Origin of the sequence: Arcobacter pernae, assembly GCF_049472135.1 — a bacterium.
Taxonomy (GTDB): domain Bacteria; phylum Campylobacterota; class Campylobacteria; order Campylobacterales; family Arcobacteraceae; genus Arcobacter_B.
In genome coordinates this window covers 131,831-151,160 of sequence record NZ_JBMOVV010000001.1, presented here as the reverse complement: position 1 = coordinate 151,160, position 19,330 = coordinate 131,831, and the positions used below count along the sequence as shown (strand labels likewise).

General features: G+C 26.3%; 16 protein-coding genes. 7 read left to right on the top strand and 9 right to left on the bottom strand.

Annotation, left to right across the window (positions count from 1 at the left end):
- The first annotated feature begins 36 nt into the window (after positions 1-36).
- Positions 37-1,914: a L,D-transpeptidase family protein gene (locus tag ACH5BF_RS00770; protein ID WP_423272064.1), complete on the top strand. Its 1,878-nt coding sequence runs from the start codon at positions 37-39 to the stop codon at positions 1,912-1,914.
- Between the two features lie 8 nt (positions 1,915-1,922).
- Here ACH5BF_RS00770 and ACH5BF_RS00765 read toward each other — a convergent pair whose 3' ends face one another.
- Positions 1,923-3,062, bottom strand: a complete 1,140-nt coding sequence (locus ACH5BF_RS00765) for a hypothetical protein (RefSeq protein WP_423272063.1) — start codon at positions 3,060-3,062, stop codon at positions 1,923-1,925.
- Positions 3,063-3,183: 121 nt separating this feature from the next.
- Here ACH5BF_RS00765 and ACH5BF_RS00760 point away from each other — a divergent pair, with 121 nt between their 5' ends.
- Positions 3,184-3,873, top strand: a complete 690-nt coding sequence (locus ACH5BF_RS00760; protein ID WP_423272062.1) for an SDR family NAD(P)-dependent oxidoreductase — start codon at positions 3,184-3,186, stop codon at positions 3,871-3,873.
- Between the two features lie 124 nt (positions 3,874-3,997).
- The gene (locus ACH5BF_RS00755; protein WP_423272060.1) at positions 3,998-6,553 is read left to right on the top strand and encodes a putative bifunctional diguanylate cyclase/phosphodiesterase; all 2,556 of its coding nucleotides are present in this window, start codon (positions 3,998-4,000) and stop codon (positions 6,551-6,553) included.
- A gap of 8 nt (positions 6,554-6,561) precedes the next feature.
- Here ACH5BF_RS00755 and ACH5BF_RS00750 read toward each other — a convergent pair whose 3' ends face one another.
- The 4 genes from ACH5BF_RS00750 to ACH5BF_RS00735 form a co-directional block, all read right to left on the bottom strand.
- The gene (locus ACH5BF_RS00750; protein ID WP_423272059.1) at positions 6,562-7,269 is read right to left on the bottom strand and encodes a ZIP family metal transporter; all 708 of its coding nucleotides are present in this window, start codon (positions 7,267-7,269) and stop codon (positions 6,562-6,564) included.
- Between the two features lie 56 nt (positions 7,270-7,325).
- Positions 7,326-8,573: an L-lactate MFS transporter gene (locus ACH5BF_RS00745; RefSeq protein WP_423272058.1), complete on the bottom strand. Its 1,248-nt coding sequence runs from the start codon at positions 8,571-8,573 to the stop codon at positions 7,326-7,328.
- Between the two features lie 85 nt (positions 8,574-8,658).
- Positions 8,659-9,567 (bottom strand): class I SAM-dependent methyltransferase, encoded by a 909-nt coding sequence (locus tag ACH5BF_RS00740; protein ID WP_423272056.1) that lies wholly within the window; start codon positions 9,565-9,567, stop codon positions 8,659-8,661.
- Entirely contained in the window at positions 9,564-10,058 is a 495-nt protein-coding gene (locus ACH5BF_RS00735) for a GreA/GreB family elongation factor (RefSeq protein WP_423272055.1), read from the bottom strand. The genes ACH5BF_RS00740 and ACH5BF_RS00735 overlap by 4 nt, the downstream gene beginning before the upstream one ends.
- 140 nt (positions 10,059-10,198) lie before the next feature.
- Here ACH5BF_RS00735 and ACH5BF_RS00730 point away from each other — a divergent pair, with 140 nt between their 5' ends.
- Entirely contained in the window at positions 10,199-12,553 is a 2,355-nt protein-coding gene (locus ACH5BF_RS00730; protein WP_423272054.1) for a diguanylate cyclase, read from the top strand.
- On the opposite strand, the gene ACH5BF_RS00725 is transcribed toward ACH5BF_RS00730, so the two are convergent.
- From ACH5BF_RS00725 to ACH5BF_RS00715, 3 genes are read right to left on the bottom strand one after another with little or no spacing between them, the layout of a single operon-like run.
- Positions 12,543-14,759 (bottom strand): PAS domain S-box protein, encoded by a 2,217-nt coding sequence (locus ACH5BF_RS00725; RefSeq protein WP_423272053.1) that lies wholly within the window; start codon positions 14,757-14,759, stop codon positions 12,543-12,545. The two genes, ACH5BF_RS00730 and ACH5BF_RS00725, sit on opposite strands and share 11 nt — an antisense overlap.
- Before the next feature lie 8 nt (positions 14,760-14,767).
- Positions 14,768-15,907: a response regulator transcription factor gene (locus tag ACH5BF_RS00720; RefSeq protein WP_423272052.1), complete on the bottom strand. Its 1,140-nt coding sequence runs from the start codon at positions 15,905-15,907 to the stop codon at positions 14,768-14,770.
- Between the two features lie 12 nt (positions 15,908-15,919).
- Positions 15,920-16,714, bottom strand: coding sequence for an HDOD domain-containing protein (locus ACH5BF_RS00715; protein ID WP_423272051.1), 795 nt, complete (start codon positions 16,712-16,714; stop codon positions 15,920-15,922).
- A gap of 106 nt (positions 16,715-16,820) precedes the next feature.
- Here ACH5BF_RS00715 and sfsA point away from each other — a divergent pair, with 106 nt between their 5' ends.
- Positions 16,821-17,513: a DNA/RNA nuclease SfsA gene (gene sfsA / locus ACH5BF_RS00710; protein ID WP_423272050.1), complete on the top strand. Its 693-nt coding sequence runs from the start codon at positions 16,821-16,823 to the stop codon at positions 17,511-17,513.
- A gap of 120 nt (positions 17,514-17,633) precedes the next feature.
- Positions 17,634-17,828, top strand: a complete 195-nt coding sequence (locus tag ACH5BF_RS00705; RefSeq protein WP_423272049.1) for a YgaP family membrane protein — start codon at positions 17,634-17,636, stop codon at positions 17,826-17,828.
- 42 nt (positions 17,829-17,870) lie between these two features.
- On the opposite strand, the gene ACH5BF_RS00700 is transcribed toward ACH5BF_RS00705, so the two are convergent.
- A complete protein-coding gene (locus ACH5BF_RS00700) occupies positions 17,871-18,158 on the bottom strand; it encodes a hypothetical protein (protein ID WP_423272048.1) in 288 nt (95 codons plus the stop codon).
- Between the two features lie 107 nt (positions 18,159-18,265).
- Here ACH5BF_RS00700 and ACH5BF_RS00695 point away from each other — a divergent pair, with 107 nt between their 5' ends.
- Positions 18,266-19,330: a CNNM domain-containing protein gene (locus ACH5BF_RS00695; protein WP_423272047.1), complete on the top strand. Its 1,065-nt coding sequence runs from the start codon at positions 18,266-18,268 to the stop codon at positions 19,328-19,330.

Here is a 19,330-nt window from a genome sequence, read left to right as displayed (position 1 = left end):
ATAATTTAATAACTTTAAAGGATTTACAAATTTAATATGCTAAGAAAACTATTTATACCAATTTTTATACTACTTTTATCAAATACTTACGCAAGTAATATTCAAAAAGAAGAAATCATACTTGAAAACAAAGAAGAAGTAACATTTGAACAAAAAAGTCAAGAGACAATAAAAAGACTTTTAAAAGATAAAAAAACAAGAACTATGTTCTTATCAAGATACTCTTTAAAAAAGTATTATAAAGTTTTTGACTACCAAATGATATGGATTGATGAAAAAGGTGTAAAAAACACAGTTTCTGAACTTTTTACAACTATCAAAAGCGACCCTGTTTTAAAACCTCAAGTTGAAAAAATATTTAAATTTAGCACTATCCTTGATAAATTAAATAGCTTAGACAAAAATCCTGAAAACTATATTGAAAGCATGGCCAAAATCGACTTTATGTTAACAAGTATTTATAGTAAATATATGGGCTATTTAGGTAGTGGTTTTATAGACTGGAAAGAGTTTGAAAAAACTCTAAAAGAGCTTGAAGAAAAAGATGATATTCATGCTGGTTGGGAAAAATACAACATAAGAAAAAACAAAATAAAACTACTAAAAGAAGCATTAGATCAAAATGACTTAAATATTGCATTTAATGCTGTGAACTATACTTTCCCTCAAGCAAAAGAGCTTGAAAATAAAATAAAAGAGTTTGAAAAACTAGCAGAAGCTGGAGGGTATATTAAACTTCCAAAATTCAAAGTCTTAAAAGAAGGACATGTAAACGATAATGTAAAACTTTTAAGACAGAGACTTTTACAAAGTAATGATTTAGCAAAAAATGAATGTGATATTACAATAGAAACACAAAATTTAGTTACAAACACTATTGCAAAAGGTAACTATGAAGATATTCAAGATGATGATATCGTTACTCAAGGCTCAGACATTATTGAAAACAATTGCTATAAAGTATTTGATAAATATGTAAAAGAGGCTGTAATTTCATTTCAAAAGAATCATGGCTTAGTAGCTGATGGAATAGTTGGTTCGCAAACAAGAAGAATTCTAAATATGTCTGTCGAAGAAAAAATTTTAAAAATGAGACTAAATTTAGAAAGAATGAGATGGATGCCAAGAACACTTGGAGATAAATATTTGCTTGTAAATATTCCAGAATATAAGCTTAAAATGTATAAAGAGAACAAGGTTGAACTTGATATGGCAATTGTTGTAGGGAAAAGACAAAACCCTACTCCTATTTTTTCAAATAGAGTATCTTTTGTAGTTTTAAATCCTTATTGGAAAATCCCTGAAAGTATTGTAGAAAAAGAGATTGTTCCAAAAGTCTTAGAAAACCCTAACTATTTAAAAGAAAAAGGTATAAACATTCATGAAAATTGGGATTATAAATCTGATACATTTGATATAAGTGAAATCGATATAAACACAATCATACCAAAAGAAGAAGAAAAACTAGCACAAGAGGAGCAAAATGAAGAACTTCTTGTAAAAGAAGAAACAACTAAACAACCAACATATAGATTTATTCAAGTTCCAAGTGACACTAATCCTTTAGGAAGAATGAAATTTATGTTCCCAAATAAATACTCTGTTTATTTACATGACTCACCTGCTAAAAGATATTTTAAATATACAAAAAGAGCTTATTCTCATGGTTGTGTTAGATTAGAAGAGCCCAAAAAACTATTAGAGGCTATATCTAAAGAAGATGATAATTTTGATTTTAATGAAGCAAAAGAAGTGCTAACTCAAATTGAGAAAAAATCAATAGACTTAAAAAAACAAATTCCAGTACATATGGTTTATTTAACTTCTTGGGTTGATGAAAATGGTAAATTACAATTTAGAAATGATGTGTACAGATATGATAAAATTCAAAAAAAGCTTTTATATAAAATGTAAAAGCTTTTTTATTTTTTGATTAAAAAAAGTTTATCTTTTATAAAGTTAATATTTTTAACATAAAGCTTATGTTTCTCTTCTAAAATCTTCATAAAAAATCTAACTTCAGCATTTGTAAAACCATCTGGCTCTTTATCTTTTACTGAAATCTCATCATCTTCTAAAAGTCTTATTCTTTTTAAAACACCATTAGTAAGCTTTGCATAATAGACTAAATCTAATTGTGTTTGATTAACTTTTTCAATAGTTACAATAACTCTATTGTCTCTTACATCCATATTAAAAGTAGGACATAATACTCTAAAGTCTTCACTACTTATAAATCCAATATAAAGTTTTGTATAAATATCAAAATATAGCCCAAGTTTATAAGATGAAAAGAATTTCAAATCTACAATAAATTTTGGGTTTGATCTAGCTTTTGTTAAAATCCACTCTAATGTAGGAAAATATTGAAACTTTTTATATCTAACACTTAAAGCCTCAACAAACTTCTTATGTTGAGGAGGTCTTAAAGTTTTTATATTTTTTTTATTTCTTTTTGAGAAGATAATTTTTTTGATTAAGTCTTCATTTTCTAAATCTTTAGTAACCCAAACTGTAGCATAGTCTGGAAAGTTTCTAATCCCAATTGAACCTTGTGTTAAAACAATTAAAGCTCTGATTTGTAAAGTCGGGAAAATCATTTTTAAAAGAGCATATTTTTTAGCTAATCTTTTATTTAAACTTGAAGTTTTTTTAGAAGTACTCATTTCTACAAAATATACAGAATCTTTAGTGAAAAATAGTGCATCAAACTCACTAATATCCTTATATGCAGATTTATAAACTATTTGAGAACTTCTATCTATTAATAAACCACTTTTGATATATTTATTCTCTTTATCTTGATATGGACCTTTTACAACAAATCTAGTAATCAATTCTTCATCTATGGCAAATTCCATTAATAGTTCATAAACTATATTTTCATAAACCTCACCTCTAAAACTTCCATATGCTGATATATATGAAGGGTCCTCTTCTGATATATTACTTTTAAATAAAGCTCTTAAGCTTTTACTATCATAAGAGTAGTGAAAAAGATTGTTTTTTAAATTTGATATATCTAAGTTTTTTATTTTCTGTGTTATTTTAAATTGATGCAATTGTCTTTAAGTCTATAGATAAACTTGTTTCCTTTTTAAATTGAAAATATTATATCTAAATAGATTTTAATAAAGATTAACATAATATAATATACTAAATAATAAAGACAAAAGGTATTTAATGTCAAAAAATATTTTAATTACAGGATGCAGTTCAGGGCTAGGACTTGCTTTAACTAACTTATATTTAAATAAAGGATTTAAAGTTTATGGTATAAGCAGAACAAAACCTAATATTGAAAATAAAAACTTTATTTTTAAAGAGTTTGACCTATCAAAAATAGAAAATATAAAACCAACACTTAAAAGTTTTATAGAAGAGATAAAAAACATTGAAGTTGTATATTTAAATGCAGGTATGTTAGGAGAAATAAAATCCTCTTTTGATGTAAATGTTAGTGAGCTAAAAGAAGTTTATGAACTAAATGTTTATGCAAACAAAGAGTTACTTGATTTATTTGTAAATATTGAAGTTAAAAATATTATTGCAATTTCTTCGGGAGCTTCTGTAAATGGTTCTAAAGGTTGGGCATCTTATAGTTTATCTAAAGCTGGTGTTAATATGCTTATAAATCTTTACTCAAAAGAATTAACAAATACAACACTTTTAGCTGTAGCACCAGGAGTTATTGAAACTCCAATGACTGATTATATTAGATTTGATATAAACGATGAAGAGTTTCCTTCTGCCAAAAGGTTAAAAGAATCAAATATACAAAAACCAAATGAAGCCGCAGCAAGATTAGATAATGTAGTTACTAATATAAATAAATTTACAAGTGGTGATTTTATAGATGTAAGAAACATCTAGTAAAGTTATTTAAAAACTAAAATTACCTAAATTTCTTATTTTACAAGGTTATTATTAAATTTTGAAATAATATTTTAAATATTTATAGGATAGAATATTTAATCTTTGTAAAATAAGGTTTCTTATGCAAAAAACTTTTAAAAACTACATCTTTTCAAGTAAAATTCTTTTAGTTTCCATTATCTTCGTAATCTGTTTTATTTTTAGTACTTATCTTCATACAAGTATCACTAAAGAGGAAGCATTAAAGCATTCAGAAAGTATATCCAATCAAGTTTTTTCATCAATGTATCAAATTATGAGAAAAGGATGGAGTAGAGAAGATTTAAATCTATTTACTAAATCTTTGGAAGAAAACTTTAAAAATAGTAACTATGATATAAATGTTTATAGAGCAAATAGTGTAAAAGAGTTATTTGGAGAAATCAAAGAAAAACAAAAAGACCAAATTTTAATTGATATTTTAAATTCAGATAAAAATGAGTTTAAATCTTTTGAAAACAATATCGTAAGAAATATATTACCTCTTAAAGCAAATCAAGAGTGTATGAAATGTCATTCAAATGTAACAGAAGGAGACACTTTAGGTGTTGTTGAAGTAACTCAAGATTTGAATGATATTTTTAATGAATCAAAATTTCAATACATAATATTTTTCTTAATTATTATCCCAATATTTTATATTTCTGCTTTTATTTCATCTAGGTATACAAGTAAAAAGATTTCAAAAAGTTTAGAGCTATTTAAAGAAAAAGTTGAAAACATCAACTCTATTGATGATTTTAAGAAGTTTGATTCAAGAAATATTGATTTATATTTTAAAGAGTTTAATGAAATCATTGTAAATGTAGATGATATGGCTGATAAACTAAAAAATGTAGCTGTTGATAAAGAACTATTAGAATTTGAGATTAAATTACTTGATAAATTTATTATTACTTCTGATGTAGTAAAAGATTGGAGAGAGTATATAAGTGATTTATTATTAGAGATAAATAAAATCATGGAAACATATACTTTAATGACTATGTTTAGAGTTGGTGATGACCAGTTTGAAGTAGATATTTTTTGGTTAGCTATACCTCAAGAAGAAGTAAAAGAAGTTTTTGAAGAGTATGTTGAAAATATGCTAAAAACTTCTGAACATTTTAAAGGAATGAGTGACTTTAAAATAAAACATATTATTGCAAATAGACATGAAAAACTTGTAAACCTAAAAAAAGAAGATATTGAATATAGATCAAAATCCCTATTTTTAGAAAGTCCTAAGATTGGTGGAATTGTAGGAATTGGTCTTCAATCAGTAATAGCAATGGATCCAGTAAGATATATTGTAATTGACTCTATTTTAACTACTATGGCAAATTTAGTTGGTTCAGTTAAAGCTATTCATAAATATACTCAAGACTTAGAATATTACGCAGCAAGAGATCCTTTAACTGATTTATTTAACCAAAGAGTTTTCAACGATATGATGACTTATGAAATAAAAAGGGCAAATAGACATGAATACTCATTTGCTTTAATGATTATTGATTGTGATAACTTCAAACACATCAATGATAATTATGGTCATAGTTTTGGAGATAAGTTCTTACAAACAATTGCTGATGTTTTAGAAACACATAAAAGAGATGAGGATATTGTAGCAAGATATGGAGGAGATGAATTTACAATTATTCTTCCTGAATGTGATGAAAATGGAGCACAAACAGTTGCTAATAGAATCTCAAAAGAGATAAGTAATACAAAACTTGAAACTCCAGATGGGAATAAAATAGGACTTACTATTTCTATTGGTGTTTGTGTTTACCCTACTCATACCCTATCTCAAAAAGAGATGTTTATTATAGCTGATCATATGATGTATCAAGCAAAAGAAGAAGGTAAAAACCTAGTTAAACTTCCAACAAATGAAGATATTTCATATGTATTAAAACAAAATCAAGAGAAGTCATCTCTTTTAATAAATGCCATTGAAAACAATGAAATTTATCCTTATTTCCAACCAATAAAACCAAGTCCAAGTAATGAAAATGATGTAATCATTCATGAGCTTTTAATGAGAATAAAACATGAAGATAAAATTATATCTGCCTTTGAATTTATAGAAATAGCAGAAGCAAGGGGTCTTATAAATAAAATGGACTTGATTGTTATTGAAAAAGCATTTGAACAAATAAGAAATACAAACTATGATGGTTTATTATTTATAAACTTATCACCAAAATCTTTAATTGTAGGTGACTTTATCAATAAAATAAACAGTCTTGTAAAAGATTATGGTATTCAAAAAGACCATATTGTATTTGAAATAACAGAAAGAGAGACTGTAAAAAACTTCTCTTTACTTGAAAGGTTTGTACAAAACTTAAAATCAGAAGGTTACAAATTTGCTATTGATGATTTTGGTTCAGGTTTCTCATCTTTCCACTATATAAAGAAGTTTCCAATTGATTATCTTAAAATTGATGGTGATTTTATTATAAATATAAATAAAGACCCTAAAGATAGAGCTTTTGTAAATAGTATTTCTACTTTAGCACAAGAACTAAATGTAAAAACAATCGCTGAATTTGTAGAAAATGAAGAGATAGTTAAAACACTTGATTTACTAAATATTGATTATTGTCAAGGATACCATATGGGAAAACCATCTTTAGAATTTCATAAAAAATAAAAGAAGCACTACATTAGTGCTTCACTTAACATCCCTATAATAAACCCCAAATTAACTCCCATAGCTATAAATCTACTATTTTTAACTCTAATTGAAGGTGCAATATCTTGGAAAATTAAATACAAAATTCCACCTGCTGCAAATATCATTAATGCAGATGTAATCTCGTAAGTATCTTTTAAAAAGTAATAGCCAAGTAAAGAGAAAATCACACCTACAAAACTTAGACAAAAAAGAATTATCAAAGATTTGTATTTTGAAAAATGAGAGTCTCTAAGCTCAATATATGAGTTGAAAGCTTCTGGAAAGTTCTGAAATGCAATAAATATAGCAAGTAATATCCCTATATTATGGTCATATACAAAAAGTGCCCCTAAGGCAATTGATTCAGGTATAAAATCTAAAAGCATTGCTAAAACTTGAGGAATATTAGCACTATTTTTTTGAATAAAACTGTCAAGATAGTAAAAAGTAAAAGCCCCAGTTAAAAAAATAAATACACTTGAACCAACATTTAAACCTTCCATTCCTTTTGGTATCAAAACAAATGCCACGGCTGAGAGCATAATACCTGTAACAAAAGCTGTAAAAAAATGGACAATTTTTCTTTTTATTAATCTATTTGTAATAGTTTTTTCAAAAAAATATGAGCTTATACCACCTAAAAAAACAGTAATACCAGCAATAAATGAGAATATAATAACTTCAAAAAGCATAGTTTAACCCTATAAATATAATATTTCTATTATATCATAGAGTTAATTCAAGAGATTTAATTTATTTCTTTTTTCTTTTTTTCAATAGATTTGATATTAATTAACATCATTATTGAAACTACAAATGCTACTACAAAAAAACCAGCAAAAACATAAAGTGTTTGAGAATAAGATCCTGTTGAATCTTTAACAAGCGAGATAATTAGAGGCCCAACTAATCCTGCTGCTGCCCAAGCTGTTAAAATATAACCATGAATAGCACCAAGCTCTTTAGTACCAAAAATATCTCCAATATATGCAGGGATTGAAGCGAATCCTCCACCATAACAACTCATAATAAAGTAAATAACTACTTGGAAGATAATAATTTCTGAAATTGAAGGAAGCACATAAAATGCAATTGCTTGTGTTAAAAAGAAAATGATATAAACAACAGGTCTTGTTAAATAATCAGATAATGAAGCCCATACAATTCTTCCTGCTCCATTAAAAATTCCCATAAGTCCAACAGCTGCAGCTGCTGCTATTGCAGAAATACCAATAACTTCTTGTAAAAGAGGAGATGCTACACCAATTAATGCAATACCACAAGTTACATTTATAAATAACATTATCCAAAGACCATAAAATCTTGGTGTTTTAATAGCTTCGTTTAGCGTTAATAAAGCTAAATCTTCTTTTAGTTTTTTCTTCCCCTCTTTTATTTTCTTCTTAAACTTTTTAGGAAGATAGTTCTCTTCTGGCTTTTCTAAATATAGTGCAGAAGCAAACATAACAACAAAATAAATAGCACCTAAAATAAAGAATGTTCCAGAAATTCCAACTTTTTCTATTAATATTTTGATAGTAGGTCCCCATATAGCAGAAGCAAATCCAAACCCCATGATTGCTAAACCTGTTGCCATACCCCTTTTATCAGGAAACCATTTTACTAAAGTTGATACAGGTGAGATATATCCTATTCCTAATCCACATCCACCTAAAACTCCGTAAAAAAAGTATAAAAGCAATTTTGATTCCATCATAATTGCTAATCCAGAACCAGCTGTTCCTAAACCAAAAAGTGAAGCTGCAATTATTGCAGAAACTCTAGGACCATTTTTTTCAACAAACTTCCCCATAAGTGCTGCTGATAATCCTAAAAAGAAAATTGCAATACTAAATGCAATTGTAACATCAGTTAATGTCCAAGACATTTGTTTTTGAATTGGATTTACATATACACTCCAAGCATACACAGAACCAATACAAATATGAACACCTACAGCACTTAATGCCATAAGCCATCTATTTTTTTCAACCATAACTCTTCTTTCTTGTAAAATTTCTATGGAATTTTATAAAAAGATTGTATAAGAGTATATTAAGTATATATTTTTGACAAAAATCTTACTTTTTAAAAACAAGATTCTTTAAACTTCTATCCTCATTACTACTTGGGAAAGTATCAAGATTACTTAATCTTTTAACATATTTAAAATCTGGTGCATTATTTGCAAAAATATCTTTTAAAAATTGAACATCAAGTTCTGGAGCATTTAGACATGCAAGTACAATACACTCTTCATTTGCTAACTCATTAAGTTTTTTAATAATCTTTTCATAATCCTTTGTTGCAGCAAAACTTCCTTTTTGAAAGCTTGGTGGATCAATAACTATAATATCATAAGGCCCATGTTTTTTTATTCTACTCCAAGACTTCAAGATATTATATGGCATAAACTCGATATTTTTCGTGTCTAGCTCATTTATATGATGATTTTTTCTTCCTTGAGATAAAGCCCCTTTTGACATATCTACATTAACAACTTTTGATGCTTTTGCATTACTTGCTACTACAGAAAAAGCACAAGTATAAGAAAATAAGTTTAATACCTTTTTATCTTGGGCAACTGAAGCTATAAATTCTCTTCCTTTTTTCATATCAAAGAAAAGTCCAATATTTCTATTACTAAAGTTTAAAACATATTTCAAATCATTTTCAAGAGCAAAACACTCAACGGGAAGACTACCTTGTAAAACTTTTATTTCTGATTTATTTAAAAATCTTTTTTGAACCAAAAGAGTTTTAAACTTATACTCTTCAGATATTTCAAAATATAGTTTTTCTAACTCTTTTTCTAAACCTTCTGGAATATTTTCATATAAACTTACAAGTAAAATATCATCTATAGAGTCTATTGTTAAGAAATTATAGGCTTCATAAAAGTTCCCTCTTCCATGAAAAACTCTTTTTACTTCTTTTGTTTTACTATCAAGATTGTTTTTAATTGTCAATTTCAATTCATCTATATTCATACTATACCTTGTGATAAATCTGCTAGTTTTATATCTATAATTTCATATTCATAAACTTCTGAGTTAATTGTAAATTCGAACTCTTCATTTAACTCTTTTCCAAAAAGAGCTTTACCTAAAGGGGATTTTATTGAGATTTTATTTTCACTTGGATTAGTTTCGTAAGTTCCAACAATAATAAACTCTTTTTCATCTAAACTATTTAAATCTACAAGTTTTACTTGTGAACCAAAGTTTACTTTTGAATGATTTAGACTAAAAGTATCTATTACTTCTGAATTATTTATGATTTTATCTAAGAATCTTAATCTTTTATCAATATTTCTGATTTGCTCTTTAGCACTAATATATTCAGCATTTTCACTTCTGTCACCATGTTGTGCTGCTATTTGCTTCTCTTTTACCCAATAAGGTTTCTCTTTTTCAAGTAATCTTTTAAACTCTTCTACAATTTTGTTATAACCAAATGAACTAATTAACTCTTTTTTCATAAATGTATTATATTTAATTTTCTAAAAAATGAAATAAAATTTGTATTTGTAATCTTTTTATGATAAAATAATTTTAATATCAGGTTTTATATTTATAAAATATATTTAATGGCAAATAGATATTCTCTAAGGTAGACACTATGAAATCTACACTATTAAAGCTTACAATAATTATCTTATTAACTAATATACTATTTGCAAATTCAAGAATACGAGAAAATAATCAAGAAGTTGTTTTACAGTTACAATGGAAAAACCAATTTCAATTTGCAGGATACTATATAGCAAAAGAAAAAGGCTTCTATAAAGACTATCATATAGATGTTAAAATCAAACAAAGAGAGTATGGTCAAAATGTTATAGATGAAGTACTTGAAAAAAAAGCTGATTTTGGAATAAGTAGATCGTCTTTGATTATAGATAGAGCCCATAATAAAAAAGTTGTTATGCTAGCATCTATTTTTCAATCCTCTCCGGATATACTCCTCACTCTTAAGAAATCAAATATAAATACACTACAAGATTTCAAAAATAAAAGAATCATGATTACAGGAAATGCAAAAAATGATATTGTTTTAAGAAGTATGCTGTTTTCAAAAAAAGTTTCTGAAGATGATATGATTATTCAAAAACACTCTTTTAATTTATCAGATTTAGCCTATGGAAATACAGATATTATGGCTTCTTATATTTCAAATGAACCTTTTGTCTTAAAAAATAAATACAACTTAGAGAGTAAAATATTTGATCCAAAAGATTATGGTTTTGACTTTTATGCAGATATTTTATTTACCCATGAAGATTTGGTAAATAAAGACCCTATGTTAGTTAAAAAATTTAAAATTGCTTCTTTAAAAGGATGGGAATATGCCTTTGAAAATATAAATGAAGCTGTAAACATTATCTATGAAAAATATAATACACAAAATAAATCAAAAAAAGCCCTTCTTTATGAAGCAAAAGAGCTTAAAAAACTTGCTTTTTATGAAACAGATAAACTTGGTGATATAAATCAAGAAAAAGTTGAAAGGATATATAGTTTTTATAAACTTTTAGGAGAAGTTAATACTCCTATTGATTACGAGAAATTTATTTTTAAAACAAACTCTTTAATCTTATCAAAAGAAGAAAAAAACTACTTAAAAGATAAAAAGAGCTTAAATTTATGTATTGATCCAAACTGGTTACCCTTTGAAAAATTTGATAAAAACAAAAATCATATTGGTCTTACAAAAGATTATTATGAAGTATTTTCAAAAAAACTTGAAATCCCTATAAAACCAATCTATACTAAATCATGGAATGAAACTATTTCATATATGAAAAATAGAAATTGTGATATTTTGTCCCTTGCCATGGCAACACCTAAAAGAAAAGAGTTTTTAGATTTTACATCAGATTATGTGACACTACCTTTAGTTCTTGCTACAAAAATAAATATACCATTTATAAATGACCTAACTCAAATTAAAAATAAAAAAGTAGGTATCGTTTCAGGTTATGCTTTTGAGGAACCCTTAAGAGAAAAATATAAAAATATAGAGTTTGTAGCTGTTGAAAATATTGCTGATGGTTTAAAAAAAGTTACACAAGAAGAGATTTTTGGTGTTATTAGTAGTATTGCCGATATAAGTTATGAAATTAGAAATCAATATGCAAATGAAATTAAAATCACAGCAAAACTTGATGAAAAACTTCAAATGGCAATAGGACTTAGAAATGACGAACCCATACTAAAAGATATTTTTCAAAAACTACTAGATAATTTACCAAAAAGTTTTATGAATAATATTCAAAATAAATATTTTAGCTCGCAAGTTGAAAAATATAAAGACTACACTCTTTTTTGGCAAAGTACAATATTTTTCTTATTTATTATAACTGTTATTCTTTATTGGAGCTATAAACTCAAAATTGAGAAAAGTAGAAATGAAGAGATAATGAAAGAGTTAAAACTTGTTCAAAATGAATTAAAAATAAAAAACAAAAGATTAAAATTCTTAGCAAGAGTTGATAAATTAACTAGTGTTTTTAATAGAACAAAACTTGATGAAGTGTTAGAAAAAGAGATTAACCGTTCAAAAAGATTTAATAGGGACTTTTCAATTATCTTAATAGATATTGATGACTTTAAACTTGTAAATGATACTTATGGCCACTTAATTGGGGATCATGTGTTAATACAACTAGCAACAATTTTAAAAAAATATACTAGGAATGTAGATACAGTTGGAAGATGGGGAGGAGAAGAATTTCTTATTATTTGCCCTGAAACAGATAAAGATAGTGTAATTCAAGTTGCAAAGAACATTCAAAATAAAATAAATGAGTTTGATTTTGAAAAAGCAAAAAAGGTAACTGTAAGTATAGGACTTTCATCTTTTAAAGATGATACGAAAGACACTCTTATAAAAAAAGCTGATATAGCTTTATATTATGTAAAAAATCACGGTAAAAACTCAATATACTTTATGGATGACCTACCTACGAAATAGGTAAGTCAACATAAAAGCAAGCTCCTTCTTTACCATTAAATACTCCAATTTCTCCATTGAAATGTTTTTCAACAATAGTTTTACACATATAAAGCCCAAGACCTGTACCAGATTTTTCATCTTTTGTACTAAAATATGGTTCAAATAGTCTTCCTATAATATTTGTAGGAACACCACCTGCGTTATCACAAATTGTAGTTCTTAAAGTTTTATCATTTACTTTAAATATTTTAACTTCAATTAACCTATTATCAATTCTATTTTGAACTAAAGCCTCTTTAGCATTCTTAAGAATATTTAAATACACTTGTAGTAACTCTCGTGAGTAAACCATTACTTCAACATCAGAATTTTCAGCAACTTCTAAACTAATCTCATTATTTTCTAAAGCTTTCCCCATAATCTTTAAAGACTCATCTAAAACCTTTTTACAAGTTGTTTTCTCTTTCTCTTTATTTGGTCTAAAAAAGTCTCTAAAGTCTTCTATTGTTTGTGATAAATATTTCGTTTGTTCAAGCATTGATTCTGTATTATCTTTTAATTCATCATTATCAACCATGTCAAGAGCAATATCAGCTAAAGTATTGTTTGCAGCCATTGCAATAACAGAGATTGGTTGTCTCCATTGATGGGCAATCATTGAAATCATCTCTCCCATTGCAGCATGTCTAGACTGAGCAATCATCATTTCTTCTTTATTTTTTAATTCCTCTTTTAAATAAACTTCTTGAGTAATCTCTTGTTTAATTGCCAAATAGTTTACAATCTCATCATTGTTATCTAAAATTGGAGTGATTATAGCACTCTCCCAAAACTCTTTTTTATTTTTATTTATATTCTTAAAAGTACCTCGCCAAGTCTTTTTTGAAGTTAATACTTCCCAAAGTTTCTTATATTCAGCTTCTGTTGTTAATTCAGATTTTAATATTCGAGGGTTATTTCCTATTGCTTCTTCTAAGCTATAACCAGTAACTTGAGTAAAATGTGGATTTACATACTCAATTGAACCCTCTTTATTTGTAATAACTATAGAAATTGGAGAGTGTTCAATAGCTAGTTTCAATTTAGTTAATTCTTGTTTTAATTCTTGGATTTTTGTAATATCAGCATGAACTCCAAGCATTCTAATAGCATTTCCATTTTTATCAAAAACTGTTTTACCTTTATCTAAAATCCAAATCCATGAGCCATCTTTATGTTTTAACCTATGAATATTTTCATAAAATTCTGTTTTTCCTTCTTGATTAGCTTTTATATCATTTACAGCTTTTTGCTTATCATCAGGATGAACTCTATCATCCCAAGATTCAAGTAAGTTTGGAAGCTCATCATCTTCATAACCTAACATCTTTTTCCAAATTTTAGAGAAGTAAACCTCATTTGTTTTTAAGTTCCAATCCCAAAGACCAAGGTTTGAACCAGTAACTGCATAATCATATCTATCATAAAGAATTTTATATTTATTTTTTAACTCTTTTAAATTTACTTGATTTTTATAGATTCTATCAATAATAAAATATAAAATTAGAAAAATTACTGCTGCAAATAAAACAACAAAACTTCTTTGGTATTTATAGTTTTCATTTAAAATCTCTATATTCTCTTCATAAACTTTTAAAGGAATTGTAACCCTAATCCCTCCTCTTGTTTGACCAAGTTCATAACCTTGAGCCCCATGACATTGCAAACAACTCTCTTTTACTGTAAGCTTTCCCATAAAATTAAAAACTTCTTTATCTTTATCAAGTTTTGTATAAAAATCAACATCTGGATTTTTTTCAAAATGATTTAAAGCCTCAACTTCAAATCCAAAAGCTTTATTATCAGGGTTTACAGGTTTTAAACTTGTAATTTTGTAATTATAATTTGAAAGAGAATTCATCATTTCAGAAATTTGCTTAGTCATCCATGCTGGATTTATCTTAATAAGTCTTTCACCTTCACTTGTAAAAAGTTGATTATTTACCAAATACTTATTTGGCTGAAGTCCACCCTCTTCTTTAACAAAAACACCATTATATTTCGAGTTCCAAGCTCTAAATATTTTGAAATATTCAAAGTGAGTCTGAGCTTCTTGAAATATGGTTTTATTAAAATAGTTCTTATTAGTTTGATAAATCTTTTTTTGGTAAGTTAATATTTGGTACGTAAATACTGATATTAAAACAAAGACTGAAAAGATTACTAAATTTCTGATTTTTTTCATGTTTAAGCCTATGAATATTGTGATTTTTCTTTAAACTCTTCTATTAGTTCTGATTCTCTTTTAAAAATATATCTTTGTAGAGTTGACTCAATTTTTGAATCTTCTTCTTTAATTAAAAACCTCATATTAACACTGTTATTTTCTTGTTCTTCTATTTTAAAAAGTGTTGCATTTAAATTTAAATACTCAATAGGTTTTTGGTTTTCATCAATAGATAAAACGATAATTAAATTTAAAACATCATGTTTATCATAAATAAATTTATCTTTTTCTATATTTAAAAACAACTCTTTTTTAGAAATACCAAAAACTTTAACTTCAACTCTAGTTTTAGCATCTTTTAGAATATAAGCTTTCATAGATTCATGGGGTTGAACAATTATTTCATCCCTTTGTTTAGAATCAGGATAAAAAACTTTTTCTTTTTTTAATACAACTTCATAATCATCATTTTTTATCTCGACTAATGAACATTTTATATCTTCACTAACTAAAGAAGAGTCTAAAATCGCAAAGCCCTCTTCTTTTATAGCTAATAACTGAATATTAGTTGTTCTTAGAGTGATATTATCATCTTCAATTTTTATAATCTTCCCACTATTGATAATTGGTATTCCTTTATAGTGGTTGATAATGTCAAGTTTTGTTCCATTTTCATAAAGGAAATTTAGTATTTCTGAATCATCTTTACTTAGTTCACTAACTCCACCTGCTAACTCCAAAAACTGGTACTCTTTTCTTTTTAAATTTGATAATACTTTTAGAAAAACAGCAATCATTTTTGGAGCACTTACCGGTTTTGCAATAAAATCACTAACACCAATATGAAATGATTTCATTAATGTTTCACTATCAGAATGAGCAGATAAGATAATAATCTCTACATCAGGGTTTATTTTTTTAATCTCTCTTATCATTTCATGTCCTGTCATCTTAGGCATGGTTAAATCTGTCAAAACTAAATCAGGCTTTTTCTTTTCATACATAATCAAGCCTTCTTGTCCATCAGATGCAACATAAACTTCTTTAAAAAGCTTACTTAAAAACTTCATAATCTGTTTTTGTAAAGCTTTACTATCTTCAACAAATAAAATTGTGTGATCTTTTGCAATCTCTTTTAATTTAACAATATGCTCCATATTTTCCATACTATTTTCCTTTTAAAAGTTGTATTGTTTTTGTAAAATCAAAACTTTCTCTTTAAGTTTTGTTGTATTTAAACCATAGTTTTCACATAATATTAAAGCATTAGATATATTATCTTGTCCAAAAGGTTTTGTAAAATTTCCAACACTATTTATTACACTAAGTACTCTACTCTCTTTTGTAGTATTCTCTTTACTTAATAAATCAATCGTATCAACAAACGGTTCAGTAATTCCCCATTTTCTTAAAATCTTTGCAGTTAATTCATTTGATTTTATTCCCACTAAGCTCTCTTCTGTTTCATAAATATTTCTATGTTTTATAGATGATTGAAAAGCATTAGTTTTTCCGCTTTGTATCAAGTAATCAGAAATTAAAAACTTTCCTATATCTTTTAAAAACAAAGGAATAATCAAACTCTCTTTTAAAGATGCTTCCTTTTCTTCTAAAATAGAAAAAATAAGTTTTAATAAAAAATCATTTAACCTATTAAATTCACCAATTTGAATACCATAAGGCTTCAAATTAAATCTTAGTGAGTTTAATACTAATTCAGAAACACAAACCCCAATAGTAAAGTTCATACCAAATAAACTTGAAGCTTGAGTTGCACTATAAATTCTGTTTGGAAAACCAAAATGTTCAGAATTAGCCAATTGTAAAACTCTTGTTGAAAGTATTGAGTCATATTCAATTAATTGTGATAATTTTTTAGAATCATAGTTTTTGCTATTTTTTATATCTAAAAGGATATTTACTTTATCGGGTAAAATTGGTAGTTTTTCAAGTCTTTGTGAAATATCTAGCATGCTGTTATACTCTATTATTTTTATTTATAATAACATAATGTTTTTTACTTTAACGAAAAAAAAGTTAAGTTTAGTATGATAAGACAAATAAATGAAAAGGTATGTAATGAAATTTGAAAAACTTTATAAAGGTAAACTAATAAAAAGATATAAAAGATTTCTTGCTGATATTATTTTAGATAATGGAGAAGAAATAACTGCTCATGTTCCAAATAGTGGAGCTATGACATCATGTATAGAAGAGAATTGTTCTGTATGGGTTACACATCATGATAATCCAAAAAGAAAACTAAAATATACTTTAGAACTTACAAAAATGGGTGAGAATCTTATTTGTACGAATACAGGAGTAGCAAATAAGATTGCAATTGAAGCAATTGAAAATAAAACTATAAAAGAGCTTCAAGGATATGACACTTTAAAACCTGAACAAAAATATGGGCAAAATAGTAGAATAGATATTCTTTTAAGTAATGAAAATGGTGATAAGAAATGTTATGTAGAAATAAAAAGTGTAAGTTTAAAACTTGATAATACTCTAGCATTTCCTGATGCAGTAACAACAAGAGGAACAAAACACTTAAATGAATTAATAGATATGGTAAAAGAAGGTCATCGAGCTGTAATGCTTTATATAATTCAAAGAACAGATAATTTAGGTTTTGAAATAGCAAAACAAATTGACCCTAAATATTTTGAAGCATTTGAAAATGCTAGAAAACTAGGAGTTGAAGTTTTAGTATATCAATCTAATATCAATTTAGACGAAATTAATGTATCAAAAAAGATTGATTACTAAAGACTATAAAAACATAATATAAGTAAATCCTATTTTTATCATAAGTATAAATAAATCTTATTAAATTTAAACTAAGTTATATAAGTTATAATTATAGTATTAAAATAAAAAGGATTTATAATGAATAAGTTTGATAAATTCAGAGCATTTTGTAGACCATTTAGAATTATTATAGGATTAGTACTTATAGCAGTAGGTTTTTTTACAGGTATTGCTTGGTTTTATTTAGGAGTTATTCCTCTAATTGTTGGACTTGTAGATTTCTGTCCACTATGCATAATTTCTAAAAAATGTACACCAAAAAATTTAAATTAAGATATATAGATATAAAAAAAGCTAAGCTTTAAAGCTTAGCTTTTAGTTTAATTCAACTCCACAGTTTTGACAGTTCTTTCTAAACCATCCTCTTCCAGGATATTTACCACATTTGGGACATTTCCACATTAAAAATACAAAACCAAGATAGATTACAAATCCTGCTATTGATGCGTTTAACCAAATATCCTTTGATAATCCAAACATCTCAGTTTTCTCTTTTACAGTTATAACTAAACTAGGAGTAAATAAGATAAAAAATAGTGCAGCAGTTATTTTAGCATTTCTAATAACTTTGGCAAACTCTTTCTTTACGTCTTCGTCTTTCATTCATATCCTTTGAAAAATTTGGATATTGTATCTTTTTATATTTTTTTTGTCAAAATAGATATAAAAGATGATAAAATAACAAAAATTAAATAACAAGGTAATAATAAATGTTAATGTTGATATATTTCCTAGTAGCAGTAGGTATATCTTTTTTATGTTCTATTCTTGAAGCTGTTTTATTATCAATAACCCAAGCTCATATTGAAATAGTAAAAAACAAAAATGCTACCCTAGGTAGCCTTATGCAACATCAAAAAGATAATATTGATTTATCTATTGGTGCAATTTTAACTTTAAATACTTTTGCGCATACATTAGGTGCTGCAGGAGTGGGTGCTCAAGCTGTAAAAATTTTTGGTGAAGAGTATATGTTTTATATTTCTGCAATTTTAACTATACTTATTTTAGTTTTCTCAGAAATTATTCCTAAGACTTTAGGTGCTTATTATTGGAAATCATTAAGTGGAATTTGTAGTAGAATTATTAAAGTTTTAGTGGTTCTTACTTATCCTTTATTAATTATTATGAATAAAATTACTAACCTTATAACTCCAAAAGAAAAAAGAGATAAGATTACAAAAGAAGAAATAAATGCAGCAGCTAATATAGCTCAAGAAAATGGTATTATCAAAAATAAAGATAGTGATATTATTGAAAACCTTTTAAACTTAGAAGATATAAAAGTAAAAGATATTCATACGCCAAGAAGTGTTATGGTAGCTTTTGATGAAGATGAAGTTATTGAAAGTTTTCAAGATACAGAACAAAATCTTGATTTTGCTAAATTAAAAGAGTATTCAAGAATACCTGTATACTCATCAAATATAGACAATATTGTAGGTATGATTTTCTCAAAAGAGTATTTTCATGAGTATGTTGAAAATAATATGAAAGATAAAAGTAAAATCATCAAACCAATATTCAAAGTAAATGAAAACATTCCTATTTCAAAACTTTTAGACCTATTTTTATCTAGAAAAGAACAACTATTTTTAGTAGTTGATAACTATGGTCAAACTGAAGGTGTAGTAACACTTGAAGATGCTATTGAAACTCTATTAGGAATAGAAATTGTAGATGAGCATGATAAAAATATAGATATGAGAGAAGTAGCTAAAACGAGAATGAAACTTATTAGAAATAATCTTCTTAAAAAGAAACAATCTCTTTAG